The sequence below is a fragment of the Cutibacterium modestum genome (assembly GCF_008326345.1).
Lineage (GTDB): Bacteria > Actinomycetota > Actinomycetes > Propionibacteriales > Propionibacteriaceae > Cutibacterium > Cutibacterium modestum.
The window spans coordinates 437930-461371 of the sequence record NZ_BJEN01000002.1; the positions used below are offsets into that span (position 1 = coordinate 437930).

Consider the following 23442-nt stretch of genomic DNA (forward strand, 5'->3'; position numbering starts at 1 on the left):
CGCGCAGCGACCCCAAGTTATCAGCGCCGTTGCGCTTATGCAACAAGATACCCCGCCCGCTCAACGAGTACCGCGATGCGGACTCGGCTGTCGACGTCGAGCTTGGTCTGAATCGTTGACAGATGTGCTTTGACGGTGCTCGCCGAGATGTTTAACTGTGCTGCAATGGCATCATTGGTCAGTCCTTCGGCTACCGCGACTGCAACCTCTCGCTCCCGGTCGGTGAGGGCGGCGAGGGTCCTGCGGGCAGCCCGGCGGTCCCGTCTACCAGCGTCGCTTCTTAACTGTTCGAGAAGTTGACGGGTCGACGTCGGGGACATGAAGGCATCCCCAGCGTGGGCCGCACGTACCGTATTGACAATTTCTTCGGGCGAGGATGTTTTGAGCAAGAATCCCGATGCCCCGGCGTGAATTGCGTCGATGATGGCCGCATCAGCGGTGACGGTAGTGAGGACGACAACCTTGGGCGGGCTCGGCGAATGGATGATCCGCGACGTCGCCTCCACGCCGCCCATTCCGGGCATCCGTAGGTCCATGAGAACTACATCGGCCTGATGAGCGTGCCTAACGGCTTCGTCGCCGTCACCGGCCTCTCCGACCACTTCAAGGTCGTTAGTGGCCTCGAGGATCTGGCGCAGTGCCTTGCGTACGAGTGTGTCGTCGTCGACGAGCAAGACGCGAACGGGCAACATACCCACATCCTATGATGTTCTTAGCTTGCGATCCGTTGCGACTCCGCTGTGGTTATGGGATTGGGTGGGATGACTATCAGCGCCATGGGATGTCTACATGAACGTGGAACAGATTGTCGTCAAGGCCGTAGTGAAGGCTGCCCTCAAGTAGCTCGACGCGTTCGGTGATCCCCCTGAGCCCGCGGGAATGGGCACTTGGCCCTCCGGCCCATCCGCCGATGTAGCCGTTCGTTGCGTCGATGCTGATTCCGTTTTGGGGATTCCCGCGCACGCGCAGGGTCGTCGTCTGTCCGGGCGCGTGCTTGGCGGCGTTAGTGAGCAATTCTTGAATGATGCGGTAGACGGCTCTCGACACGGCAGGATCGACCCGGTTGGCGTCCTCGATGAAGACGCTCGAATTGAGGGGCTGACCGGCACCGAACGATGCGTCAATGACCTCCGCCAAATTCGACAGCGGCGGCAGGTCGGGTGTGACATGGGACTCGGTGAGCACCGACAGCAGGGAGTGCAGGTCTTTGACTGCGGCAGCTGTCCCAGCTTGCACCTCGTGGGCAGCCTTGGCGGCGTCTGGATTGCCCCGAAGCTGGGTCTCCAGCGCTCCCGATTGCAAACTGAGAAGGGATAACCGATGGCCGAGTTGGTCGTGGATCTCCTGGGCGATACGCTCGCGTTCCTCACGGCGTGACAGTTCGTCGCCGAGTTTGGCGTTGGTAGCTCGCGCGACGTCGCGCTCCCGGGTGAGTGAGGTTGCGGCCCGTTGAGTGCGGCGCCACAGCCCCGAACTAATCGAGATGATGAGCCCGGCGACGATGAATGCTGCAACGGTAGGCCAAGAGACCGTCAGGTCGGCAGTGCCAGGGGTGTTTGCTGGCGACAGGAGAGACTTGATCGTCGACGCGGCCTTTGGGGACCTGGTGGCGTCGACGACGCCGACGATAGTGGTCGTGACCGCTACGGCTGCGGTGGCCCACCACGACGCCGCACCGCGTCGTCGTCCTAACAAACATGCTAGGGCGATGAGGGGAACGGTGTTGCCAATCGGTAAAACCAAGCTGATTGCCGCTGTGACGAGGGTGACTGTGAACGGTTGACGATGACGCCGCAGTAGCCAGATGGGCACAACCACATCTGCGGTGAAGGTGGCGATTCCGTGCAGCGCGGTGAGACCGGCGGGGTTCGGCGCCGTCACACGGATGGCCATCGGCGAGAATGCGGTCGAGACCAAACATCCGAGCATCCCGATGACGATGAGGATGATGGACAGCCAGATGGCAGGCCTGCGATCCTCACCCACGACTTCGTACTCGAACATGCTCTCATCTTAAAGGCGGGCGCGGTAAAGCTGCCTCGACCGGTGGGGCGAAGACATCTGGCCAATCGGCCACCTGTGGTTTGTCCGTTCGGCCGATGTGGGGGAGCCCGTTCCCGGGATGCACTGGTGTGGAGTCGAAAGGAGACACCAATGTCCAATGACCAGCAACCACCCCACTACCCACAGCCGCAGTATCTGGGAGATGGCCGGCAAGGCCAACCCAACCCTCAGCATGCCCAGAACTCGGGCGGAATGCCTCCGTCGAAGCCAAAAAAGCCAATCTACAAGCGGGCGTGGTTCTGGATTGTCATCGCCGTCGTCATTGTGGGGATTTTCGCAGGTCAGTCAGGAGGGTTGAAAGGAGGTGATGAGCAGAAATCCGGTAGTGACAAGGCTGCGTCGGTTCCGGCTACGAGCCAGGTCAAGGAGGCTGACAAGTCTGCGAGAAAACCCGCTGAGAAGCCTGCCGCTAAGACCACCGACGAGGATCAAGTCAAGGGTGATCTTGCCGTGCTCAAAGGTTGGAAGTTGAAGAAGGACGAGTTCTCGGCCCATGTGATGGGGTACGTGCGCAACAACTCTGACGAGTCGATCAACAACTACGTCCAGATCGAATTCAACGCCTATGACGCGTCCGGCAACAACACAGACACCTGTCTGGCCAATACCAATACCATCGATGCTCACGGCAAATGGAAGTTTGACGCGATTTGTTCAACAGACCCTCATAGAGTCAAGACTGTGAAGTTCAAGGACCTGACCGGGATCTGATGAATTTGAGGTTCAGCCACTGCCATGGATCACAGTGGCTGAACCTCGTTATGCCGGCGCGGAGGTTAAGTAAATGTCTGGATTTTGATCTGGGTGGCTTCGGCGCTCACATTTCCGATAGGAGGGACATCGCCATTCTTGTGTACCGGCCATGATTATCGATGTGGCGTAATAGGCGCGGCCGTCAGCCATCCGTCCCCATCACCTCCTTGTAGAGCCGGGTGGTGTGTAAGGCGATGTAGTTGATCTCGGCGTTCGTCAGGTCGTTGCCAATTACTTTCGACATGTGCTCGGCCACTTGGGTAGCTGCCAATGTGGCTTCTGGGTAGCGATCTGACATAAGCCCCACAATGTCCAGGTCAACGTGAGAAAGTTGTTTGCTGTCCGAGGCTCGAGCGAACAGATAGCGAAGATGTGTGACGAAGCGTGATGCGCTCATGGACGAGCGGTCGATCTCGACCCGCCATAGGTCCTCGAGCTCTCGGAAGATGTCGGAGATCGCCTGGGTCATCGACATAGTCCGCGAAACCCCTTTACCATCCCACCGTTGGTTGATGAAATGCAGGGAGAATGCCACCCACTCTTCGGGTTGCAGGTGGATCCCGAGGGCACTGTCAGCGATCTCAACGGCTCGGTGACCCAAGACAGCCTCGTCGGGGTAGAGCTGCTGAACCTCCCAGGTCAGTGGGAAGTCGATCACAATTCCCCGTTCGGCCCGATGCACGGCTGCGACAAGATGGTCAAGCACCGGCAGCATCATCCGCTGAGCATTGGGCGTTCCAAGGTCATCCTGCGTCAGCTCGATAATTGCCTGCGCTACACGTACTTGGGCGTGCGTAGCGTTCGAGAGTAAAGATGCTATGGCCGCCGTCCGGTAGGTGCCTTCCGCCACGTAGCGCTGGCCCGATGAGACGTTGACAACCTCGCCCCGATGCCGACCGTAGCCGATACCGCGGGCATTGACGACCATCTCGGTCCCGGAGTGATCGACGCCGAGAAGGACATTGTTGTTATAAACTTTTTTGATGATGACCTGCTCAGGACCGAGCGAGGCGGACTTGGTCAGCTGCTGCGAGTGTTTCGGAGGCTGCACCGGGTCATCCTGCGGTAACTGAGAGTACTGACGCCGGATCATTGCTGCGTTCCGAGATGGTGAAATCAGACGCATTGGTGATGACCACAGGGGAGATCATCGACGGTACCCGGGGTTTTACGGCGTCCAGGTCGACGCTTAGCAGCGGATCGCCGGTGCTGACGGTGTCGCCGTCCTTGACGTGTGCGGTGAAACCTTCACCTTTGAGCTGAACCGTGTCGATGCCGATGTGAACGAGGACTTCGGCCCCGTTATCGGCCTTGAGTCCGACGGCGTGCAGGGTCGGAGCTATCAGAGTGACGACCCCGTCGATCGGGGAAACGAACTCCCCCGAGGTTGGGTCGACCGCGAATCCCGGACCCATGTGCTTGCCCGCGAACACTAGATCTGGAACATCGCTAATGTCGAGGATGGTTCCCGAGACCGGCACTGCGATGCTTAAGGAGGCGGCCTTGTGGCGCTTGCGAAAGATGGACATGCTGGTACCTCTCAGTCGTCGATTCCGAGTTGGGCGTTGATGGCGTTTTTATAGAGGATGGCCTTCGCCCCGTAGACGGCCTGGACGCCACCACCGACTTCAAAGACCTCGGTCGCTCCCAGGTCCTTGAGGCTAGCTTTGTTGACCTGATCAGGGGCCTTTACTGACACGCGCAGACGCGTAATGCATGCGTCGACGTCCTCGATGTTCTCGGCACCGCCCAGGGCAGTAATGATCTCCGTCGCTCTCTCGTCGATCCCGTCGTTCCCCCGGTCGGATTTTTTCTTAGACCCCCTACCGGTGGGGATGGCGGCAATCATGGTGTCCTCGAGGTGTCCGGGGGTCGCGATCTTGAACCTCTTGATGAACAACGAGAACGAGAAGTAGTAGAGGGCAAACCATAGGGTACCGACCGGCAGGATGTACAACCAGTGTGTCTTCGATTCACCTTGCAGCACACCAAACAGCAGATAATCGATAACGCCGCCAGAGAAGGTATTGCCGATGCGGATGTTCATAACGTCGGCGACAAGGAACGAGACGCCGTCGAGGAAGGAGTGGAACACGTAGAGCAGTGGGGCCACGAAGAGGAACATGTACTCGATGGGCTCGGTGATTCCGGTCAGGAAGGACGTGAAGGCGACGGAGGCGAACAGACCGGTGTACTTGGCGCGACGCCCTTTGGGAATGCAGTGCCACATCGCCAGACAGGCCCCGGGCAGTCCAAACATCATGGTGGCGAAGCGGCCGGCGAAGTACTTGGTGGAATGGGTGAACAGCCCGACATGGTTGGGATCGGCTAGTTGGGCGAAGAAGATCTTCTGTGCGCCTACGATCGTCTTGCCGGCGACCGCCTCGGTGCCGCCGAGGGGTGTGTACCAGAACATCGGGTAGATCATGTGGTGAAGACCGACGGCGCCGGCCAGTCGCATGAGGAAGCCGTAGAAAAACGTACCAATGACACCCGATCCTGCGATCGCAGTGCCGGCCGACACCATCCCGGTTTGGATCGGTGGCCGGACGAGGAAGAAAAATGCGCCAATGATGATTCCCGCAAACGCCGTGACGATAGGAACGAAGCGAGAACCTCCGAAGAAGCCGAGAAACGCCGGTAGTTCGATGTTGTGGTAGCGATTGTGAAGCCAGACGGCGACGGCACCAATGACGAGTGAACCGATGACTCCGGTGTCAATCGAACGGTCGGGGCTACTTGAGAGAGCGACGAGCGCCTTAGTAGTGGCTGTCATGACCAGGAAACCTGTGATGCCGGCGAGTGCCGCGGTTCCCTTGTCACGTTTCGCCAGGCCGATGCACAGGCCAATCGACAGGAGCAAAGCAAGGTTTTCGAAGATGACATTTCCAGCAGCGCTCATCACCTGGAAGATGTCTTGAAGGATGGGATTGCCGAGAGCTGGGTAACTCTTGACAGTAGTGGGGTTGGATAACGCACCACCGATTCCCAGTAGCAGACCTGCGGCAGGGAGGATGGCGATCGGCAGCATAAACGCCTTGCCGATCTTTTGCAGGGTCTTGAACATGTCAATTCTCCAAGGATTGGGGGACGTGGGCATGGATCGCGTTGACGAATTGGGTGCAGATCTGAGCGGGACGGGTGATAGCGCCACCGACGACGACACTGTGGGCCCCGCTGTCAAGGGCGGCGACCGCGAGGCCGGGGGACGAGATGTTCCCTTCTGCGAGGACAGGGATTGACAAGCTTGACGCGAGGCGTCGCACCAGGTTGAGGTTAGGAACCGGCGAGTCCGCGGAGGCAGCCGTATATCCCGACAGGGTGGTTCCAACGAGGTCGACGCCGCACTTCTCGGCTGTTATGGCCTCGTCATAGGTGGAGATGTCGGCCAATAGAACAGCTGACGGGGCGGCCTTTCGAATCTGACCGATGAAGTCAGGAGTGGACACACCGTGGGGATGGATGCGGTTCGTGGCATCGAAGGCGACGATGTTGGCTCTGGCGGACAGGACTGCTTCGACGCCATCGAGGGTCGGGGTGATGTATGGCTCGAAACCGTCGTAGTTCTCCTTGAGCAGGCCGATTATTGGTAACGGAACGGCTGCTCGGATTTCCTTAATATCGCGGACTGAGTTAGCGCGGATGCCGACGGCCCCGGACTGCGCAGCTGCTGTCGCGAACAGGGGCATGACGCCGCCGTTCTCGGAATACATGGGTTCGCCAGGCAACGCCTGGCACGACACGATGAGTCCCTTTGCTAGGGACTGCATGACTGAATTCATGTAAACCTCCGGCACTGTGGAACACCGGCATGAACACACTCGTACCCGCCGGTGGATCAGGTATTGCCGAAAGTCACAAGCCTGAAATCCATGAACTGCTCCCGAAATGCTAGCACAGCCTTTGGTGGAGAGGCTGAGGTGGGGGGAGCCAGAACACGATGGCGCTCAGATCCACAACTATGTACGCTAATGCGGCGTAATAGTGACGTTGTTTGTCTAACCTCTTCGGTACCGTCTTATATAACTAACCTAGTAACCGATAAAGGATTCTTCACAGACCGGTGCTTGATCGTGAGGGGTGTTATAAGGGAACAAGCACCCCCACCGGATGGCATAGCTTGCTGCGAAGACTACGATGAGGATTGAGTCAAGGGTGATCCTGCCATGCTCGGGGGTGAGAAATTAAAGAAGGACAAGGTCTCGGTCCACGTGGCGGGATTTGTGTGCAACAATTCCGATAATCCGATGAACAATCATATCCAGATCGAGTTTCACACCTATAATGTGGCGGCAACAACGCAGAAAACTTGCTTGGCTAACACCAGCTCTGTCGATGCTCATGACAAGTGGAAAGTTGATGCAATTTGTGCCACAGATCCTAGTGAGGTCACGACCGTGAAGTTCAAGGATCTGACCGGAATCTGAGGTTTCTGTTTAAAGTCCAGTCAATCTGGCCGCGAGTACTCGGTCGGATTGACTGGACTTCCGTGTATGGGTCACATTGAGCCCGTCTAGGAACGGGTCGACGAGAACAACAGGGTGGGTCGCAGATGCGAGTGGAGCTTCGACGCAACCTTACGGTGCTGTCGGGGTGATCTCCGGCTTAATGACGACCCACGTGAGGACAGCACCAGCGACGAGCAGGCCGGCCAGGGCGTAGTAGCCGGTCGCGGCAGACCCCGTGAGGTCGGCAAGCCAACCGACAAGATACGGGCCGAGGAATCCACCCAGGTTGCCTAAGGCATTGATTAGACCAAGTCCCCCTGCGAGAGCCTCAATTCTGAGGTAGGCCCCCGGAACGGCCCAGTACGGGCCATACGGTGAGTACACCCCGATGGCAACGATCACCAGGAGAACGATGTTGACGATCGGATTATGCACCAACTGGCCGATGGTGAGCGCAACGGCCCCGATGAAGAGCGGGACCGCGATGGCCATACGCCGGTCCCCGGTACGGTCACTCCAGGACGACACCGCTAGCATCCCGACGACCGCGAAAATGTATGGAATTGCGGTGATAAGTCCGACGGATGATGCTGACGAGCCGGACACGAGCCCCTTAACCACGGTGGGAAGCCACAGAGTGTAGCCGTAGAAACCGCCCATAAAACACAGGTAGATGACAATGAGCTGCCATACGTGCGGGCTGCGTGCGGCTGCTAGGTAGCCGCCCTTCCCGTCGCTGTCGATGACGGGTTTGCTGGCCTCATCGGCGGCCAGCTCAGCCTCAATGTACTCTCGCTCGGCACCGGACGCCCACGTCGCATCACGAGGATGGTCGGAGACGACTAACAGCCACACGATCGCCCAGATCAGTGGCGGGACTCCTTCCACGAAGAGCACCGTCCGCCAGCTGAAATGGTCGAGAAGAATTCCGGTGATCGGGGAAATGAGCACCGACGATAGCGGCAGGCAGCACATCCACAAGGAGTTTGCCCTGGCGCGCTCCTTGAGCGGGAACCAGTTGGCGATGAGGATGAGGACCGACGGCCACACGCCACCTTCGAAGAAACCGAGGATGAATCGGGCGGTATAGAATTGACCGTTGGATTGGACGAAGGAGACTGCCATGGCGGCAAATCCCCAAAGAAACATGAGGATCGCAACGGTCTTCTTCGCGCTCCAACGTTCTGCGAGAATGGCGGCCGGGATCTGCAGGAACATGTAGCCGAAGAAGAAGATACCGCTCACGATGCCCTCATCGGCTTTGGTGAGATGAATCTGGCTGGAGGCGTCCGAGTTGATGTACGGCAGAATCATCGCCGTGTTGGTCCGGTCAAGGTATGCCAACATGTACATGACCACGGCTACGGGGATCACGTAGGCCCAGCGCTTCGTTGGTGGTTTGCTTGCGTCGGTGTTGCCGGTCATTTTTGAATCGTGGATTGAGTTGATGGCCATGGAGGACCCCTAAGATTGTCGAAGACAGATGCCATCAAAAATCAGTGGTGGCCGGTGCTCGGCGAATACTCCTTTCGAATTGCCGGAACAAATCTCGCAAAATCGCTGGCAACGTGCAGGGCTGACTGCATTGTCCTAGGTGAAGCGATGCCCCGACCAGCGATATCGAATGCCGTGCCATGATCGACCGACGTCCGGAGGATGGGCAGCCCTGCGGTGACGGAGACCGTGACGTCGAAGTCAAGGGTCTTCGATGCAATATGGCCTTGATCGTGATATAGGGAAAGGACGCCGTCGTACTCCCCGATGACGCCCTTGTGGAAGACGGAATCTGCAGGAACCGGTCCGATGACGTCGTGTCCCTCGGCGCAGGCGCGCTCAACAGCGGGGCGAAGGACTTCGATCTCCTCAGTGCCAAAGTGGCCGCCCTCACCGGCGTGGGGATTGAGGGCGGCGACCGCTAGCTTCGGCGAGTTACAGCCGAACACCTTCAGAGCGCGAAGCGCCTTGTGGATCTCTTGATCGATGAGATCGCGTCTGATGGAGTCAACAGCTTCGCGCAACGACATGTGCCTGGTAGCGAAGAAGATCTTGAGCCCACCGACGACGAACATTGTGTCTGTGTCTGGGGCGCCGCACAGGCTCCCCAACATCTCCGTGTGCCCCAGGAACTCTGAGCCAGTCTTCCAGATAGCTTCTTTGTTGATTGGGGAGGTGACGACACCATCGGTCTTTCCTGAAAGAGCCGCGGAAGTAGCTGCCTCGATCGAAGCGATGGCTGCCTGCCCGGCGAGTTCCTGAACGGTTCCCCACTCGATGGAATTGGCATTGGAAACGGTGCCGGTATCGATGACGTTGATCACATTCGGCTCTGGCTCGATTTGCTCCTCGGAGGTGACGGGACGAACAGTCTCGCTCAATCCTGTGACGGAGCACGCCTGAGAGATGATGGCTGGATCGCCGTACACGACTGGGATGAAGGATCGGTCGTCAGCCATGTTGTGGATGGCGCGGACCGCGATTTCCGGCCCGATTCCTGCGGGGTCGCCTTCGGTGATTCCAAGAAGTGGTGTCTTGGGCATTGTCATACTCTCCTTTGTTATCTGATGGTTGTCGTGTGGGCGGGGTTGATGATGCGATCGCGCTGAATCCGTGTCTAAACGATCTGCGGTTTGGAATGACGTATTCGGCTTCGGAGCTGGTTGATGCGCTCGACCGCCGCGTCGACGTCCCCGACGAGGCCACCTTTGGTCGCAAATCCGAGACCATCGTGAGGGCCACCGACCAGTTTCCCGGACACGGCCAGGGGGACGACCTCGGTCTCTACCTCGTAGCGACGGGCACCCAAGGCGTCGAGGACGGCGAAAGCAACGTCACCCCCAGAGGCGTAGATGCCGTCAAACTGCATTGAATCCGCGCACTCCACTGCCAAGTCGATGATTAGCGCAAGCATCTGGGATGCGTGCAGCGGGTCGGGGGTTGAGCCGTCCCGTGACGTGGTGCGGATTCCGACGACGGCGTTCCCGGCTTTGGCTGATGCCTGGAGTCGCGACAAGAGTTGGTTGACGTCGGAGGCCGGGTCCTCGATTGTGATGAGGTCGACACCGGATTGGCCCTCGAGCCGGTCCGACTGCAATCTCGTGAGTTCGGTGGGTGACCCTATCAACGCCAGGATGGGATTGGTCCGGTTTGCATGTGGACGAATTCCCAGCGCATGCGCGTAGGTGGCACCGAACGGGCCCGACTCGAACACGACCCAGCTGCATCCATCCGATTCGAGAGCACTGGCTGCCGTAGCGATCCGCTGGTGGTCGTCGTCGGTCACGCTGTCGACGATGACGAGCTCGGCGTCCTGTATAGCCCTCGCGAGCTTGTCGGCGAGTGTAGAGACATCACCCATGACGACATCCAGGTCAATGTTCGTCGTGGTCAGCTGGGTTTGCTCATGGATAATGCCGGCGACACCAGAATGTTGGACCGGCGTGAAGGGATCGCGCGATGCCGGACCCATGAGAATGGGTTCGCCGTTGAGGAGTTGATAACCGCCAATAGTGGTTCTATGAGCCGCCGGAAAACCGGGGACGACGAGACCGCGTATCCAATGTTTCGGATGCACCTCTCTGGCTGCGGTAAGGGTTGCTTCGATCTCAGCTCCGATGTTGCCGCGCAAGGTGGTGTCAAACCGTTTTACGATGACCCGGGTACCATGACCAAAGTTTCTGACGGTCGCGGCCACAGTCTGTGCGGCGCGTGCGGGTGTCATGTGGCGAGAGCCCGTCGAGCATGCGACGACCTGGACGGAGTCGTCGAGGGCGACCGGCACGGTGGGATTGAGCACGGTCATTGCCCGCAGCCCATCTCGCGCATATGCGGACGCGGTTGCATTGGTACCGGTGAGGTCATCTCCGATGACGAGAATCTCCGACACGACTCCCAGCTCCTTCGCTTAGGGCATGCATATGAGCATCATGCTCATGTTCTCATGTGAACATGCGCCATGATATCAGGATTGGTTATGAATTGCGGACTTAATGCAGGAAAGTAGCCACAAGATGAGAATCATGAGCATCTAAAAGTATGTCCGCACTGTGGGATGAGGACGAGATAATGGGACTAGCCGGTGACGGGCTTGCTGGGAGCCGAAAGAAGCGTCAGTCGGCGTCTGAAGGCTGAAGGGCTGTTTGGATGACCCGGTGCCCGTTCTGGAGGAAGGCATCGAGCTTCTCCCCTAGCTCAATGTCCGACGATTTGACAGTGAGGATCCCCGTGCGGGGCGGTATCGGTGCCCAATATGGTTCAGCGCCAGGGTTAAGGATCTTGGTGGGGTCGGCGAGGATCCACGACGTACGAGCCCGCGTCATCGCTTCGTGTTTGAACTCGACGGACTCCAGGAGCGGACAGTTGAGTCCCTCGGTCGCAGAGACGGCATCGCAGCCAATGAACGCGACATCTGGGGTGATGCTCCGCAAGTTCGATGATGCCCACGGCCCTAAGAGGCTCCCACTGTGCTGCCTCAACGCTCCACCGAGCACCATGACATTTGCAGTGCCCTCGGCGACGGCCTGGAGTACCGACAGGCCGCCTACGAGGATGGTGATGTCATCGCGAGTCGACAGAAGGCGGCCCAGTGCTGCGGTAGACGTTCCGGAATCGAGCAGGACGAGGTCACCTTCGTTCACGAGGTGTTCTGCGGCATATGCGGCCATTGCCGTCTTGAAGATGTGCCCGTGTTGTTCCTTCTCGTGCCAGGTGGGTTCGTGTCGTCGGATCATGACGTCTCCCCCGGATATCTTCCAGATCTTGGATTCATCCGAGAGGGCATCGACATCACGGCGGATCGTCGATGTGGATACCCCGAACAGCTGGGAAAGATCGCCGATGGACTCTGAGCGCCCTAGGGAACGCAGATGGTCGACAATATGCCGACGACGAGCAGCTGTCGCCGTGCGCGGCTGTCTGGGTGTTGCGCTCATGGTGTCTTAATCAGTGACGTGGTTTGGCGGATCTCGTCTGAGGACCATATCCAAGAATAACCCGGCGGCATCACTGCCGGACTCAGTCTCCTTGAATGATCCATCTGAGTATTTCCCAGTCACAGGCTTACGAGGTTGCCGCGGCGGCGTACCAAACCGTCGTTGACGAGAGATTCCAGACATCGTAAGGCCTGGTCGGATTCCGGCCACGCCGACACGGCGATCCGAACCTCTATTCCGTGAGGGCTATTACGCACGACGTCCATGATCACGCCGCGGCATTGACGATCTGTACCCTTCCACGGTTGTGCTCGCCGGGCCGGGGCATTGTCCGGTCTGCCGTCGGCCACCCACCGGCAGCGTTCCCGGATCGGACAGACCGTGCACTGGGGAGACCGCGCCGTGCATACCAGCGCTCCCAATTCCATCGACGCCACCGCCCACAGGGCCGCCCGGGCATCTTCCTCGGGAACCAATGCGTCGGCGACTACCCGCTCGGCCTTTGTTACCGAGGTTGGACAGTTCGCGATCCCAGATTCTGCCCGGGCGATAAGGCGGCGCACATTGGTGTCGAGCACAGTGGCGCGGCCGCCGAACGCAAAGGACACCACTGCGGCAGCGGTGTAATCGCCGATGCCTGGCAGGGCGACGAGTTCGTCATAACTGCTGGGCACAACCCCGTCGTACTCGGTGGCGATGGCGACGGCACAGGCGTGTAGGCGTAGGGCTCGACGCGGGTAACCCAGGCGCCCCCACGCGGCAACTGCTTCCCCAGAGTCCTCTTCTGCGAGATCGTCAGGGGTAGGCCAGCGGTTCATCCACTCGTGCCACGGGTCGATTACCCGTGACATTGGAGTCTGCTGGCTCATCACCTCGCTGACGAGCACACCCCACGGGGAGGTGCCCGGTCGACGCCATGGCAGGTCACGCCCGTTGATGTCGAACCAGTCACAGACTGTCTTGATGGCTTGCGGAGTCAGCCCGGCAGGCACTGATGGCCCGTTCTCAGACGCCGATGACTCGGGCAGCGGCCTCGGCGGCCTTTGGCAGGGCTGCGCGGAACACTTCGAAGGCTTCGTCATCGTGGGCGTCGGAAAGGAACCAGGCCTCGAAGCACGACGGCGGCAGGTTCACCCCGGCGTCCAGCATGGCGTGGAAGAAGGCGGCGTATGCCTCGGCATTCTGGGATTTGGCGTCGTCGTAATTGCGCACCGGAGAATCGACGTCAAGGAAGACGCTGAAGAGATTTCCGGCGTTCTGTAGACGGTACGTCACGCCGACTGCGTCGAGCGCGGAGGCGAGCTCCCCGCGCCACTGCCTAGAGCGGGCATCGAGGCGCTGATACACCCCGGCATCGGCTAGCTGCAGGGTTTTGAGCCCCGCGGCGGTGGCCAACGGGTTACCAGACAACGTGCCAGCCTGGTAGACAGGGCCGGTGGGAGCTAGCAGATCCATGACATCAGCGCGTCCACCTAGGGCAGCCAGCGGCATTCCACCGCCAACAACCTTGCCGAAGGTGAAGATATCGGGAGCGAAGTCCTCTCCATCGTGTTGCTGGAGACCCCAGAACCCCGACGCGCTGCACCGGAAACCGGTGAGTACTTCGTCGGTGATCATGAGAGCACCGTGCCCGGTTGTAAGGCGACGGATCGCGGCATTGAAGCTGGGGTCGGGAGGAACGACTCCCATATTGGCCGGGCAGGATTCCACGATCACTGCGGCAATCTGGTTGCCACGCTCGGAGAACACCGCATCGAGGGCCGTGACGTCGTTGTAATCCACCACGATGGTGTCGGTCGTCGAGGCAGCCGGTACGCCGGCCGAACCGGGCAGACCAGCCGTCGCTACCCCGGAGCCGGCGGCGGCGAGCAGCGCGTCGGAATGGCCGTGGTAATTACCTGCAAACTTGATGATGACGTCACGTCCGGTAGCGCCACGGGCTAAACGGACAGCCGTCATCGTCGCTTCGGTGCCCGTCGAGACGAAGCGCACCTTCTTGACCGGAGCCATCCGCTCGATGATGGCGTCCGCCAGGTTGGTCTCGGTGCGGGTAGGAGCGCCAAAGGATAGCCCCCTCGATGCGGCCTCTTGAACCGCAGAGACGACCTCGGGGTGGGCGTGCCCAAGCAGAGCCGGGCCCCAGGTGCATACCAAGTCGAGGTAGCGGGTGCCTTCGGCGTCCCAGATCCACGGTCCTCGGGCCTTCTCGATGAAGCGGGGGACCCCTCCTACTGAGCCGTACGCCCGCACCGGGGAATCCACCCCGCCGGGAATGACGGCCTGGGCGGCGGAGAACAGTTCGGCGTTGGAGGTCATGTTGTCCTTCCAGTCATTGGGGCTTGTGATGATTGTGATCACGACGGATTAAAAATCTTCGCGGAACATCTGGGCGGCCTCAATCGCCCAGTAGGTCAAGACGAGATCGGCACCGGCCCGCACGATCGAAGTCAAGGACTCGCCGATGCAACGGCGGCGATCAATCCAACCGTTAGTGGCAGCGGCCTCGAGCATGGCGTACTCGCCGGAGACCTGGTAGGCGGCAACCGGTACCTGCGACACTTCGGCGACGTCGGCCAGCACGTCGAGGTAGTGAGAGGCGGGCTTCACCATGACCAGGTCAGCTCCCTCGGCGAGATCGAGGAGGGCCTCGCGCATGCCCTCCCGGCGGTTCGACGGATCCTGCTGGTAGGCTTTGCGATCGCCCTTGAGGGAGCAGTCGACGGCGTCACGGAAGGGGCCGAAGAAGGCCGAGGCGTACTTGGCTGAGTAGGCCATGATCGACACGTCGGTGAATCCTTCGCGATCCAAAGCATCGCGAATGACAGCGATCTGGCCGTCCATCATCCCCGACGGGGAGACCATGTGGGCTCCGGCGCGTGCCTGGGACACCGCCATCGCGGCGTAGAGCGGCAGGGTGGAATCGTTATCGACGCGACCATCAGGGGTCAGAGCCCCACAGTGACCATGATCGGTGAACTCGTCCAGACAGGTGTCGGCACAGATCACCAGATCGTCGCCGATGGCCTCGCGCACCGCAGAGATACCGGCGTTGAGAATGCCCTTCGGGTCCCAGGCCTGAGAACCGATCTCATCCTTATGAACCGGGATACCAAATAGGTCGATACCACCAATACCGGCCTCGGCAGCTTGGGTAGCGAGCTCCTTGATCGACTCAGTGGAATGTTGGAATTGGCCGGGCAGGCTGGTGATCTCGACGGGGGAATCGATCCCCTCCCTGATGAATACCGGCAGCATCAATTGGGCGGGGGCGACGCGGGTTTCAGCGACCATCCGGCGCATCGCAGGGGTGGTGCGTAGCCGACGCGGACGGGAGACAGGATTCAGACCCCTGGGCAGTGGCTTAACCCCGGTCATGCGGGGATCGCTGGCATCAGGCAGGTACAGGTTCATGATGAACTTCCTTCACGAACAGTCGTTGGTCAAACAGCCAAAGACTCAACCGCATCAAGGACGGCCTCAGGGGTGGGGGAGGAGGCTACCGCATTCGCCGGATGGCCGAGCTCCCCGAGGGTTCTGGCGGTCGGCTTACCGAGGGCGACGAGCTTCTGACAACGCCATCCCAGCGGTTCCACTAGCTCCACGAGGGCGCGTCCCACCGAGGAGGCAGTGACGACGACGATCCCGACAGACGGCCACGACTGGGCGATGACATCGGGCAGTTTCTCGACGGCGGTGGTGGTGTACACCTCGCAACGGTTTACTGTGCAGCCAACATTCGTCAGCTCCTGCGGTACGGTGTCGGCCGCCAACTGGGACACTGGTAGGAGCACGCTGACGGCCCCACCGGGCCATTCTGCGACTAGACCGGCGCCGCTGTGATCCTTGGGGACGAAGTCGACGTCAATCCCACGCTTGCGCAGTGCAGCGGAGGTGGCGGCCCCGACCGCGGCCACTTTGATGTTGGGGTTCGGCAATGGGTTGGGAAGCAGTCCGACGGTGGTCTTCGAGGTGATGACCAGCCAGTCGGCCTGCCATAGGTCAGGGCCGGTGAGTTCCTTGGCCTGCGGCAGTTTGATGGTGCGCGTCAGCGCTTTATGGATAACCCCATAACCGGCCTGCTTCAAGGTCGTCACGAACTTGTCGTGGGAGTCGTCACGAGGAACGACAACCGGGGGTTTCATGAGATCGGCAGGGTTTGTGGTCATCGAGTGCTTCCTGAAGCTTTGAGGTCTGCAACGTCGGCTGCGCCGTCATCCAGCAGCTCTTCGGCAGCAGTCATGCCCAGCGTATGTGCCGCAGCCAGTGCTGGATCGACCTCCTCGGGTAATTCGACGCTGACCTGTTCCCGAATGGTGCGGGAGCCGTCGACAGCAGTCACCACGACATCCAGTGTCAAGACCTCTGGGGATTTTCCGGGGGCAGGCTTGAGCTGCGCCAACGCTCCGATGGGGGCAGCGCACCCCGCCTCCAGATGAGAGAGCACTGCGCGCTCAGCGGTGGCGGCCAGTCTGGTTGGCCGGTCGTCGATCTTCGCCAGCGCCTTGGCCAGCTTGCCGTGACGCGAATCAGCGGCCCGGCATTCGACGGCTAGCGCTCCCTGAGCGGGGGCAGGTAGCATCACCGATGGGTTAAGGAACTCAGTCACGACGTCGCTGTGGCCCAGTCGAGCCAATCCAGAGGCTGCGAGAACGACGGCGTCGAGGTCTTCTGTGCCACTGCCTTGGGCGTAGTGGCCGAGTCCTTTGACGCGACCCAGCCGGGTGTCGACATTTCCGCGAATGTCGATGATCGTCAGGTCTGGCCTTACTGCCAATAGTTGCGCTGCTCGACGTGGCGAGCCCGTCCCGACGCTAGCTCCTTGCGGGAGGTCGTTAAGGGTGAGCCCGTCACGGGCCACCAAGGCGTCGCGTGGGTCTTCTCGATGCGGAACGGCGCCGATCGTCAGCCCTAGTGGGCGCCCTGTCGGTAGGTCTTTGAAGGAGTGGACGGCGATATCGGCGTCTCCCCCCAGTAAGGCCGCACGGATCGCCGAGGCGAATACCCCGATTCCTCCCATCGCCGCCAACGAGGTCGTTGAGGTGTCCCCGCGGGTAGTGATCGTTGTCAGATCGACGTCCAGTCCCTCCGATCTGAGCATTCCTGCAACCATCTCTGACTGAGTGGTGGCCAGGGTACTGGCTCGGGTTCCCAGACGGATCGCAGACATGCTATTCATTGTGGCACTTAGCACCGACGTAGATTCAGTCCGCAGTCAGACCAGTTGCCGAACGGTCCGGCGAGCCTGTGCCACCAGGGCGGCGATCCCCGACCCCGATGCCCACGCCCCGACTAGGCTGATTCGTCCCCGTCCAGACTGGTTCAACACCTCGAGCTGATGATGCAGACCGTCGCGCCATGCTCGGGTTTCTGGAGTCGTGGGCGCTAAGGAACCTGTCCAGTGAATGATCTGAGAGTCCACAACCTGATCGGCTGAAAGCTCCATGCCGAGCAGGATAGAGGCGTCCATTAAGGCCTGGTTAACGTTTAAGGCGACGCCTGCCTCACCGGATCGACCGTAGGAGACCCGGAGTAAATGCAGACCTTCAGGACACGATTCTGCCAGGCTGGGCCACTTTGCCGACATATGGGTGAGTGCTTTAGCAGTGACGGTGGTCGTTCCGGGGGCCACCAGCATGCCGTTTCCGCGCGGGTTGGAGTCTAGTTCGGGCGCTTGCAAGGCGAGATTGACATGGCCGATCGGGGCGCCCGGCACCATCTTGGGCCCAGCGGTGTCGATGACACGGCTCAATAGTTTCGTGGCAGGCCCGGCCGAACAGGCCACCACGACCCGAGGGGTCATGAAGGAATGGACCTCGCCGTCGGGGATGGGGGGCAAAGACGGGTCCGGATTACGGGAGGTCTCAGCGGTCTCCACCAGCCACTGGTCGCCGTGGCGAGTCAGCTCGCGGGCCCCCACCCGGGTTATGACCGTCGCGCCGGCCTGTTCAGCCTGACGACGCAACTCGGCCGGCATGGTGAACATGCCACCTGTCACCGAGGCAACTGCGGGCCCTGCTGGTGTCCGTGAGCGGCATAGAGCCACTCCTGCGGCCAGCGACCCGGTGGCCTGGGCGGCGGCTCTCAGACCGGGGGAGACGACGTCGGCCGACAGCAGATGCGGATCGGCGGCGTGGATGCCACCGGCGATTGGGGTGACGAGACGCCTTAGCACCTCTGGCCCCATCCGGGAGGCCACGAGCGTCCCTAGGTCGCGAGGAAGCTCCTTAGGCATCGGGGTGCGATCGAGTTCGGCGGCGCGGGCGGCCTGTTCCGCTCCCAAGGCGGTGACGACGGCTGGGTCCGCCAAGTCGGCCGGGATGCCAAGAATGGCATTGCTAGGCATTGCGAAGCAGGCGTCATCGAAGTACACCCATGACGGGGAGGCGGCCGGCGCCTCAACCGTCAACCTCAGCTCAGCGGCCAGCTCAGCGGTGTCAGGTAGACGGATCGCCCATCCCTCAGCCCCGATGTCGTAGCTGATTCCGGCCAGCGTCGACCCCGCGACCAGCCCACCGGTGTACCCGCGGGACTCGACAAGGACGGGGTGCAGACCCTCCTGGGTGAATTGCCAGGCGGCTACGAGGCCAGCCATGCCCCCGCCGATGACGATGGCGTCGACGTGCTGCGGATCACAAGAAGTCATCGCTTTTCCCTGCTCACAGTGAATGCACCAGCTCGACTAGCCGTGTCAGGACGTCGGGGTCAGTGCTCGAGGGTACGCCGTGGCCCAGATTGACGACGTGTCCAGGGGCCTGACGTCCTGCTGTGACGATTTCGCGGGTGGCGGTCTCTAACGGTTCCCATCCGGCGAAGAGCAAGGCGGGATCGATGTTGCCCTGCACTGGCATCTCCATCTCGGAGACCATGAGGGTGGCGCAGGCTTCGTCGAGGCTAATGCGGTGGTCGACGCCAAGTACCGGGTACCGCGAGGCAGTAGCCGCCACCTGCGCAAACTCAGAAAGCAGGTGGGTGGCATTGACGCCAAAGTGAACCACCGGGGTGTTCAGATCGACGTTAGCTAGCGCACGTTGAGAGAACGGCGCGACGCTGGCTCGGTAATCGGTAGCGCTCAGCGATCCAGCCCAGGAATCAAAGAGCTGGATGGCACGCGCCCCGCCGCGCAACTGAGCAGCCAGGAAAGCAGCGTCCAGGTCGGCAACCCATTCCATAAGCCTCGCCCAGGCCTGTGGATCTGAGTGCATCATCGCCCGGGCGGACAGATGGTCGCGGGAAGGGCTGCCTTCAACAAGGTAGGCGGAAATAGTAAATGGGGCACCCGCAAAGCCAATGAGCGGAGTGGTGTCGCCCAACTCTGCGACGACTAGGCGTGCAGCCTCCTCGATAACCGAGGAATCCCCGGCATTGCGCTGAGTAATGCGGTCGACGTCGGAGGCAGTGCGGACGGGTTCGTCGAGAACAGGACCGACTCCCGGCTCGATGCGCACCCCCGTCCCGGCCAGCGCGAGCGGCACCATGATGTCGGAGTAGAGAACGGCCCCGTCGACGTGGTGGCGGCGCACAGGTTGGCAGGTGATCTCGGCCGCGAGCTCCGGATTGAGGCAGGAGTCGAGCATTGTGGTGCCCTTTCGGGCTTCGCGGTACTCCGGGAGCGAACGACCTGCCTGGCGCATAAACCACACTGGGGTTACGGCCGGGCGGTGTCCAGTCATGGCCTGCAGAAGCGATGAATTTGCTGTGAACGTGGTGGTTTCAGTCATCACCTCGATTGTGCCGCACCGCGTGCAGATGCCATCTGTGGGGCGGTTATTGAGCGAGATGCGACCTTTGGATGTACTGGGGTTCGTCGGTACAGCATGGTTGAATAGCGCCTCGTGGGATTGTGTGTCTTGACCGTGGACCATGCTGGGCAGGGACTTGGCGTTGTTTCCGAGGCTGCCGCGCAGGTTGACGGACTCGGCCTAGCATTGACCGATTATCCCCAGATCCGGGGCGCCCTTGTGCTATCTACGTGCAACCGGGTGTGCGTGATCGTTGAGACCTCCCCTGACGCAGTCGCGCACGGGTTCGACGAGGCCGCCTTGCGCAGGCGTATTGCAGACCATGGTGCGACCGTGTTGGCTGAATCTGCCCAGTTCTTCTGCGAGAACGACGCCGTTTGGCGTTTGTTCCGGGTGGCCGCAGGCCTGGAGTCGATGGTTGTCGGGGAGCGTGAGGTCGCTGGACAGATGAAGCGTGCTCTCCGTGAGGCGCGTCGTGAGCAGACCGTCACCTACACGATTGGTCACGTCGTCGAGGAGGCTCTTAAGACGTCGCGCCATGTCGCGACCGAGACTGCGCTGGCTGCTGAGGGTCGCACCGTTGTCTCGGTTGGGCTTGACCTTGTCGCCCAGCGGATGGACTTGAATGGCGCCCGGGTGCTCGTGATGGGGACTGGCTCCTATGCCGGCGCGTCGTGCGCTCAGCTGAGTTCTGGTGGGGTCGCTGAGATCCAAGTTCACTCGGCCTCCGGGCGGGCCGCTGGATTCGCGCGCCGCCACCGGGTGACTGAGGCCCTCGATCTTGACGCCGCACTGGCGCAATCTGACCTTGTCGTCACATGTCGTGGGTCGGGAGTTCCCGCGTTGTCGGCCGAGGCTGCTCGGCGCGCGGTTGACACTCGTGGCGGTCGCGATCTCCTGGTTCTTGATCTAGCGATCAGCGGGGACGTTGAGGAGCCTGTTCCCGCTGGGGTAGAGGTCATCGACCTTGAGACGATCCGACAGGCTGTTCCTGCCTCTGCGGAAGCTGAGCGGGCCGCTGCCGAGCACATCGTCGCTACGGGAGTGCACCATCTGGCTATCGATCTGGAGCGCCGCCGGATGGCTCCGGCTGTTGTTGCCCTGCGCGACGTCATTTCAGATCTGGTTACCGCTGAACTGGAACGTTTGCCCGAAGAAGGTTCGGTCCCCGTTGATGAGGTAGCGGTGTCCCTTCGCCGGCTCGCTGCGTCTATGGCGCACATCCCGTCGGCACGAGCCAGGATGGCCTCTGAGCAGGGTTTAGGGGATCGCTGGCTCAATTCGTTGTCGGACGTATTGGGTATTGACGTGGATATCGCCGCGCCTGTCATCGACATGTCCAGCTTCGTTAATGCTGACTGCATGACGTGTCCGGTTACCGGCCTGCGGGTGGACGATCTTGCCGCGGAGACGGCGCCCCGAGGTAAGGAGAGGAAATCGTGACCGCCAACCCCTACATCACTCCCACGGATCCATTGGCCCCTTATGATGCCGTGCTCGTCGCCTCGTTTGGTGGGCCACGCTCCCCCGAAGAGGTCGTACCTTTTCTGAGAAGGGTCTCCAACGGTCGCATTCCTGAAGAGCGCTTGGCCGACGTTGCCCGTCACTACGATCGTTTCGGCGGAATCAGCCCGATCAATGATGCGACAGATGCTTTCGTTAACGCACTTGAGAATGAACTGCGCCGTCACGGAGTACGAGTTCCGGTGGTATTAGGAAACCGCAACGGCACGCCCTTTCTCGAGGACGTGCTACCTGAGATGCACTCGCACGGGGTGCGTCGGGTGTTGGCGGTTGTCACCTCTGCCTATGCCAGCTACTCCGGGTGCCGTCAGTACCGCGAGGAGATCGCGTCTGCCCTGGCTCATGCCGGTATCACTGACATGTGGGTCGACAAGGTACCCCCCTTCAATGAAGCACCCGGATTCATCCGCGCCAATGCGGATGCCCTGATGCAGGCGTTTATGCGGATTCCGCCCACTCCTCTCGAGGCCACCCGCGTCGTTTTCGTCGCTCACTCGATCCCGGATTCCATGCAAGACGCATCCGGTACCGGTCAGCCGGAAACCGACTACGTCTCCCAGCATAAGACGGTTTGCGAGCGGGTCGCCGTACAGGTGCGCCAGGCCTTCGGAAATATGCCCCAGTGGGATTTGGCTTACTGTTCGAGGTCGGGACGCCCCACCGATCCGTGGCTCGAACCGGACATTAACGACTACCTACGCGGTCTTCCCGCGCAGGGCGTGAAATCCGTTGTCGTTGCCCCGATCGGTTTCGTTGCTGACCACATGGAGGTCGCTAACGACCTCGATCACGAGGCCGCCGAGGCGGCTAACAAGTCCGGGCTCGCTTTCGCGCGGGCGGCAACTGCTGGCGTCCACCCGGCCTTTATCGCTGATATCGCCGGGCTCATCGTGTCCCAGGCCGCGGCGGCTCGAGGCGAGGGTGGCAATCTGACGTCGTGGCAGACTCCCTGCGCCGCTGGTTGCTGTCGACGCTGGCCGGGCGCTGAGGATATTCTAGCTGTCTCCGGTAACGATGTCGTCGAGTCTTCGGCTGCCAGAACCGGGGTAGCCGCTTCTGAGCCAGTAGGTGCGGGGTTTGCGCCAAGCGGCTCAGAGAGTGCAGTCGCGCACCCGGAGCCAGAGGCCGTCGAACCGGTGGCTCTTTCCTCCTACGACCTGTTGATTAAGGAGACCCCCATGTCTGACTATTCCGGTGCTGATTCGGTAATTGAGGGACCACGCGACGACGAGGTCCCCGCCGGCTCCTACACCGCGCCGACCGATCCCCGCGACACCCCCGTCATTCCCGACGAGGTCAACGCCGCCAGCAAGTGGGCGATGTACTCGGTGTTCCGCGTCGCGACCCCACTTCCTGCTGACGATGACGAGCGTCACCACCTCATTGAAGGCTCCGACGAGTGGGTGGGACAGTCTGGTGTCGACACCCGCGGGTGGTACGACCTGTCGGGCTTGCGCGCTGATGCCGACCTGCTGGTGTGGTGGGTTAGCGACGATCCGACGGTGTTGCAGGACGCTTACCATCGTTTCCGCGCTTCTGGACTGGGTCGCCACCTGGAACCGGTGTGGTCCAACGTGGGAGTTCATCGCCCTGCCGAGTTCAACAAGTCTCACCTGCCCTCCTGCTTCGCCGGTATCGCCCCGAGGCGTTGGGCCGCGTTCTACCCCTTCATTCGATCCAAGGAGTGGTACCTCCTTCCGGCGGCTGATCGTTCCCGCATGCTGCGCGAACACGGCATCGTCGGTGCCGCCAGCTCCGATGTCAAGGCGTCGACGTTGGCTGCATTCGCGCTCGGGGACTACGAGTGGATTCTTACCCTGGAAGGTGACGACCTTGCCCGTGTTGTCGACGTTATGAAGGACCTCCGTTATGTTGAGGCTCGTCGCCACGTCGACGTCGATACCCCGTTCTTCACCGGCGAGCGCGTCTCCCCGGTGACGTGGGCCGACCGCCAGATGAGAGCCTGATGACGCCATTGCGTGGCCT

Annotated in this window: 20 protein-coding genes and 2 pseudogenes; 5 read left to right on the forward strand and 17 right to left on the reverse strand. The window is 60.9% G+C overall.

Features of this window, described 5'->3' with window-relative positions:
• Window positions 1-35: 35 nt before the first annotated feature.
• Both F1563_RS06645 and F1563_RS06650 read right to left on the reverse strand, forming a co-directional pair.
• Complete coding sequence (locus F1563_RS06645; RefSeq protein WP_069181714.1) at window positions 36-692, reverse strand: response regulator; 657 nt, start codon at window positions 690-692, stop codon at window positions 36-38.
• Window positions 693-768: 76 nt separating this feature from the next.
• On the reverse strand, window positions 769-2004 hold the full coding sequence (locus tag F1563_RS06650) for a sensor histidine kinase (RefSeq protein ID WP_002533937.1): 1236 nt from the start codon (window positions 2002-2004) through the stop codon (window positions 769-771).
• Window positions 2005-2256: 252 nt separating this feature from the next.
• Between F1563_RS06650 and F1563_RS06655 the strand changes: the two genes are divergently transcribed.
• The gene (locus F1563_RS06655; RefSeq protein ID WP_172623640.1) at window positions 2257-2775 is read left to right on the forward strand and encodes an FxLYD domain-containing protein; all 519 of its coding nucleotides are present in this window, start codon (window positions 2257-2259) and stop codon (window positions 2773-2775) included.
• A 184-nt stretch (window positions 2776-2959) separates the two neighbouring features.
• On the opposite strand, the gene F1563_RS06660 is transcribed toward F1563_RS06655, so the two are convergent.
• Genes F1563_RS06660 through F1563_RS06675 form a run of 4 tightly spaced genes read right to left on the reverse strand, consistent with a single transcriptional unit; the run spans window position 2960 to window position 6599 of the window.
• Window positions 2960-3910: a PRD domain-containing protein gene (locus F1563_RS06660; protein WP_002529022.1), complete on the reverse strand. Its 951-nt coding sequence runs from the start codon at window positions 3908-3910 to the stop codon at window positions 2960-2962.
• Window positions 3873-4346, reverse strand: coding sequence for a PTS sugar transporter subunit IIA (locus F1563_RS06665; protein WP_002529021.1), 474 nt, complete (start codon window positions 4344-4346; stop codon window positions 3873-3875). Before F1563_RS06665 ends, F1563_RS06660 begins: the two co-directional genes overlap by 38 nt.
• 11 nt (window positions 4347-4357) lie before the next feature.
• Entirely contained in the window at window positions 4358-5884 is a 1527-nt protein-coding gene (locus F1563_RS06670) for a PTS transporter subunit EIIC (RefSeq protein WP_002529020.1), read from the reverse strand.
• Window position 5885: 1 nt separating this feature from the next.
• Window positions 5886-6599 carry an N-acetylmannosamine-6-phosphate 2-epimerase gene (locus F1563_RS06675; protein WP_007433288.1) on the reverse strand — a complete coding sequence of 238 codons (714 nt, stop codon included), beginning with the start codon at window positions 6597-6599 and terminating at the stop codon, window positions 5886-5888.
• 366 nt (window positions 6600-6965) lie between these two features.
• Between F1563_RS06675 and F1563_RS13595 the strand changes: the two are divergent.
• Together F1563_RS13595 and F1563_RS14175 are read left to right on the forward strand one after the other, a co-directional pair.
• Window positions 6966-7244, forward strand: a pseudogene (locus F1563_RS13595) (FxLYD domain-containing protein); the annotation flags it as partial.
• A 48-nt stretch (window positions 7245-7292) separates the two neighbouring features.
• Window positions 7293-7479 (forward strand): annotated as a pseudogene (locus F1563_RS14175) (hypothetical protein).
• Here the strand turns inward: F1563_RS14175 and F1563_RS06680 are convergent.
• From F1563_RS06680 to hemE, 11 genes are all read right to left on the reverse strand, one after another.
• Entirely contained in the window at window positions 7395-8720 is a 1326-nt protein-coding gene (locus F1563_RS06680; protein ID WP_002529017.1) for an MFS transporter, read from the reverse strand. The pseudogene F1563_RS14175 and the gene F1563_RS06680 sit on opposite strands and share 85 nt — an antisense overlap.
• 41 nt (window positions 8721-8761) lie before the next feature.
• Window positions 8762-9802: a 4-hydroxythreonine-4-phosphate dehydrogenase PdxA gene (gene pdxA / locus F1563_RS06685; protein WP_172623611.1), complete on the reverse strand. Its 1041-nt coding sequence runs from the start codon at window positions 9800-9802 to the stop codon at window positions 8762-8764.
• Between the two features lie 74 nt (window positions 9803-9876).
• Window positions 9877-11148 carry a four-carbon acid sugar kinase family protein gene (locus F1563_RS06690; RefSeq protein WP_002529015.1) on the reverse strand — a complete coding sequence of 424 codons (1272 nt, stop codon included), beginning with the start codon at window positions 11146-11148 and terminating at the stop codon, window positions 9877-9879.
• 223 nt (window positions 11149-11371) lie between these two features.
• Window positions 11372-12193 (reverse strand): DeoR/GlpR family DNA-binding transcription regulator, encoded by an 822-nt coding sequence (locus tag F1563_RS06695; protein ID WP_002529014.1) that lies wholly within the window; start codon window positions 12191-12193, stop codon window positions 11372-11374.
• 119 nt (window positions 12194-12312) lie between these two features.
• Window positions 12313-13185: an iron-sulfur binding domain-containing protein gene (locus F1563_RS06700; protein WP_007433290.1), complete on the reverse strand. Its 873-nt coding sequence runs from the start codon at window positions 13183-13185 to the stop codon at window positions 12313-12315.
• Window positions 13186-13198: 13 nt separating this feature from the next.
• Window positions 13199-14509 (reverse strand): glutamate-1-semialdehyde 2,1-aminomutase, encoded by a 1311-nt coding sequence (hemL, locus tag F1563_RS06705; RefSeq protein WP_036958502.1) that lies wholly within the window; start codon window positions 14507-14509, stop codon window positions 13199-13201.
• 48 nt (window positions 14510-14557) lie between these two features.
• Window positions 14558-15604: a porphobilinogen synthase gene (gene hemB / locus F1563_RS06710; protein WP_007433291.1), complete on the reverse strand. Its 1047-nt coding sequence runs from the start codon at window positions 15602-15604 to the stop codon at window positions 14558-14560.
• A gap of 29 nt (window positions 15605-15633) precedes the next feature.
• On the reverse strand, window positions 15634-16359 hold the full coding sequence (locus F1563_RS06715; protein ID WP_002529010.1) for a uroporphyrinogen-III synthase: 726 nt from the start codon (window positions 16357-16359) through the stop codon (window positions 15634-15636).
• Complete coding sequence (hemC, locus tag F1563_RS06720) at window positions 16356-17360, reverse strand: hydroxymethylbilane synthase (RefSeq protein WP_007433292.1); 1005 nt, start codon at window positions 17358-17360, stop codon at window positions 16356-16358. The genes F1563_RS06715 and hemC overlap by 4 nt, the downstream gene beginning before the upstream one ends.
• A 45-nt stretch (window positions 17361-17405) precedes the next feature.
• Entirely contained in the window at window positions 17406-18836 is a 1431-nt protein-coding gene (locus F1563_RS06725; protein WP_002529008.1) for a protoporphyrinogen/coproporphyrinogen oxidase, read from the reverse strand.
• A 13-nt stretch (window positions 18837-18849) separates the two neighbouring features.
• Window positions 18850-19911 (reverse strand): uroporphyrinogen decarboxylase, encoded by a 1062-nt coding sequence (hemE, locus tag F1563_RS06730; protein WP_002529007.1) that lies wholly within the window; start codon window positions 19909-19911, stop codon window positions 18850-18852.
• A 114-nt stretch (window positions 19912-20025) separates the two neighbouring features.
• Between hemE and F1563_RS06735 the strand changes: the two genes are divergently transcribed.
• Both F1563_RS06735 and hemQ read left to right on the forward strand, forming a co-directional pair.
• Complete coding sequence (locus tag F1563_RS06735; RefSeq protein ID WP_007433294.1) at window positions 20026-21375, forward strand: glutamyl-tRNA reductase; 1350 nt, start codon at window positions 20026-20028, stop codon at window positions 21373-21375.
• 50 nt (window positions 21376-21425) lie between these two features.
• Entirely contained in the window at window positions 21426-23423 is a 1998-nt protein-coding gene (gene hemQ, locus F1563_RS06740; RefSeq protein WP_172623641.1) for a hydrogen peroxide-dependent heme synthase, read from the forward strand.
• Window positions 23424-23442: the final 19 nt, after the last annotated feature.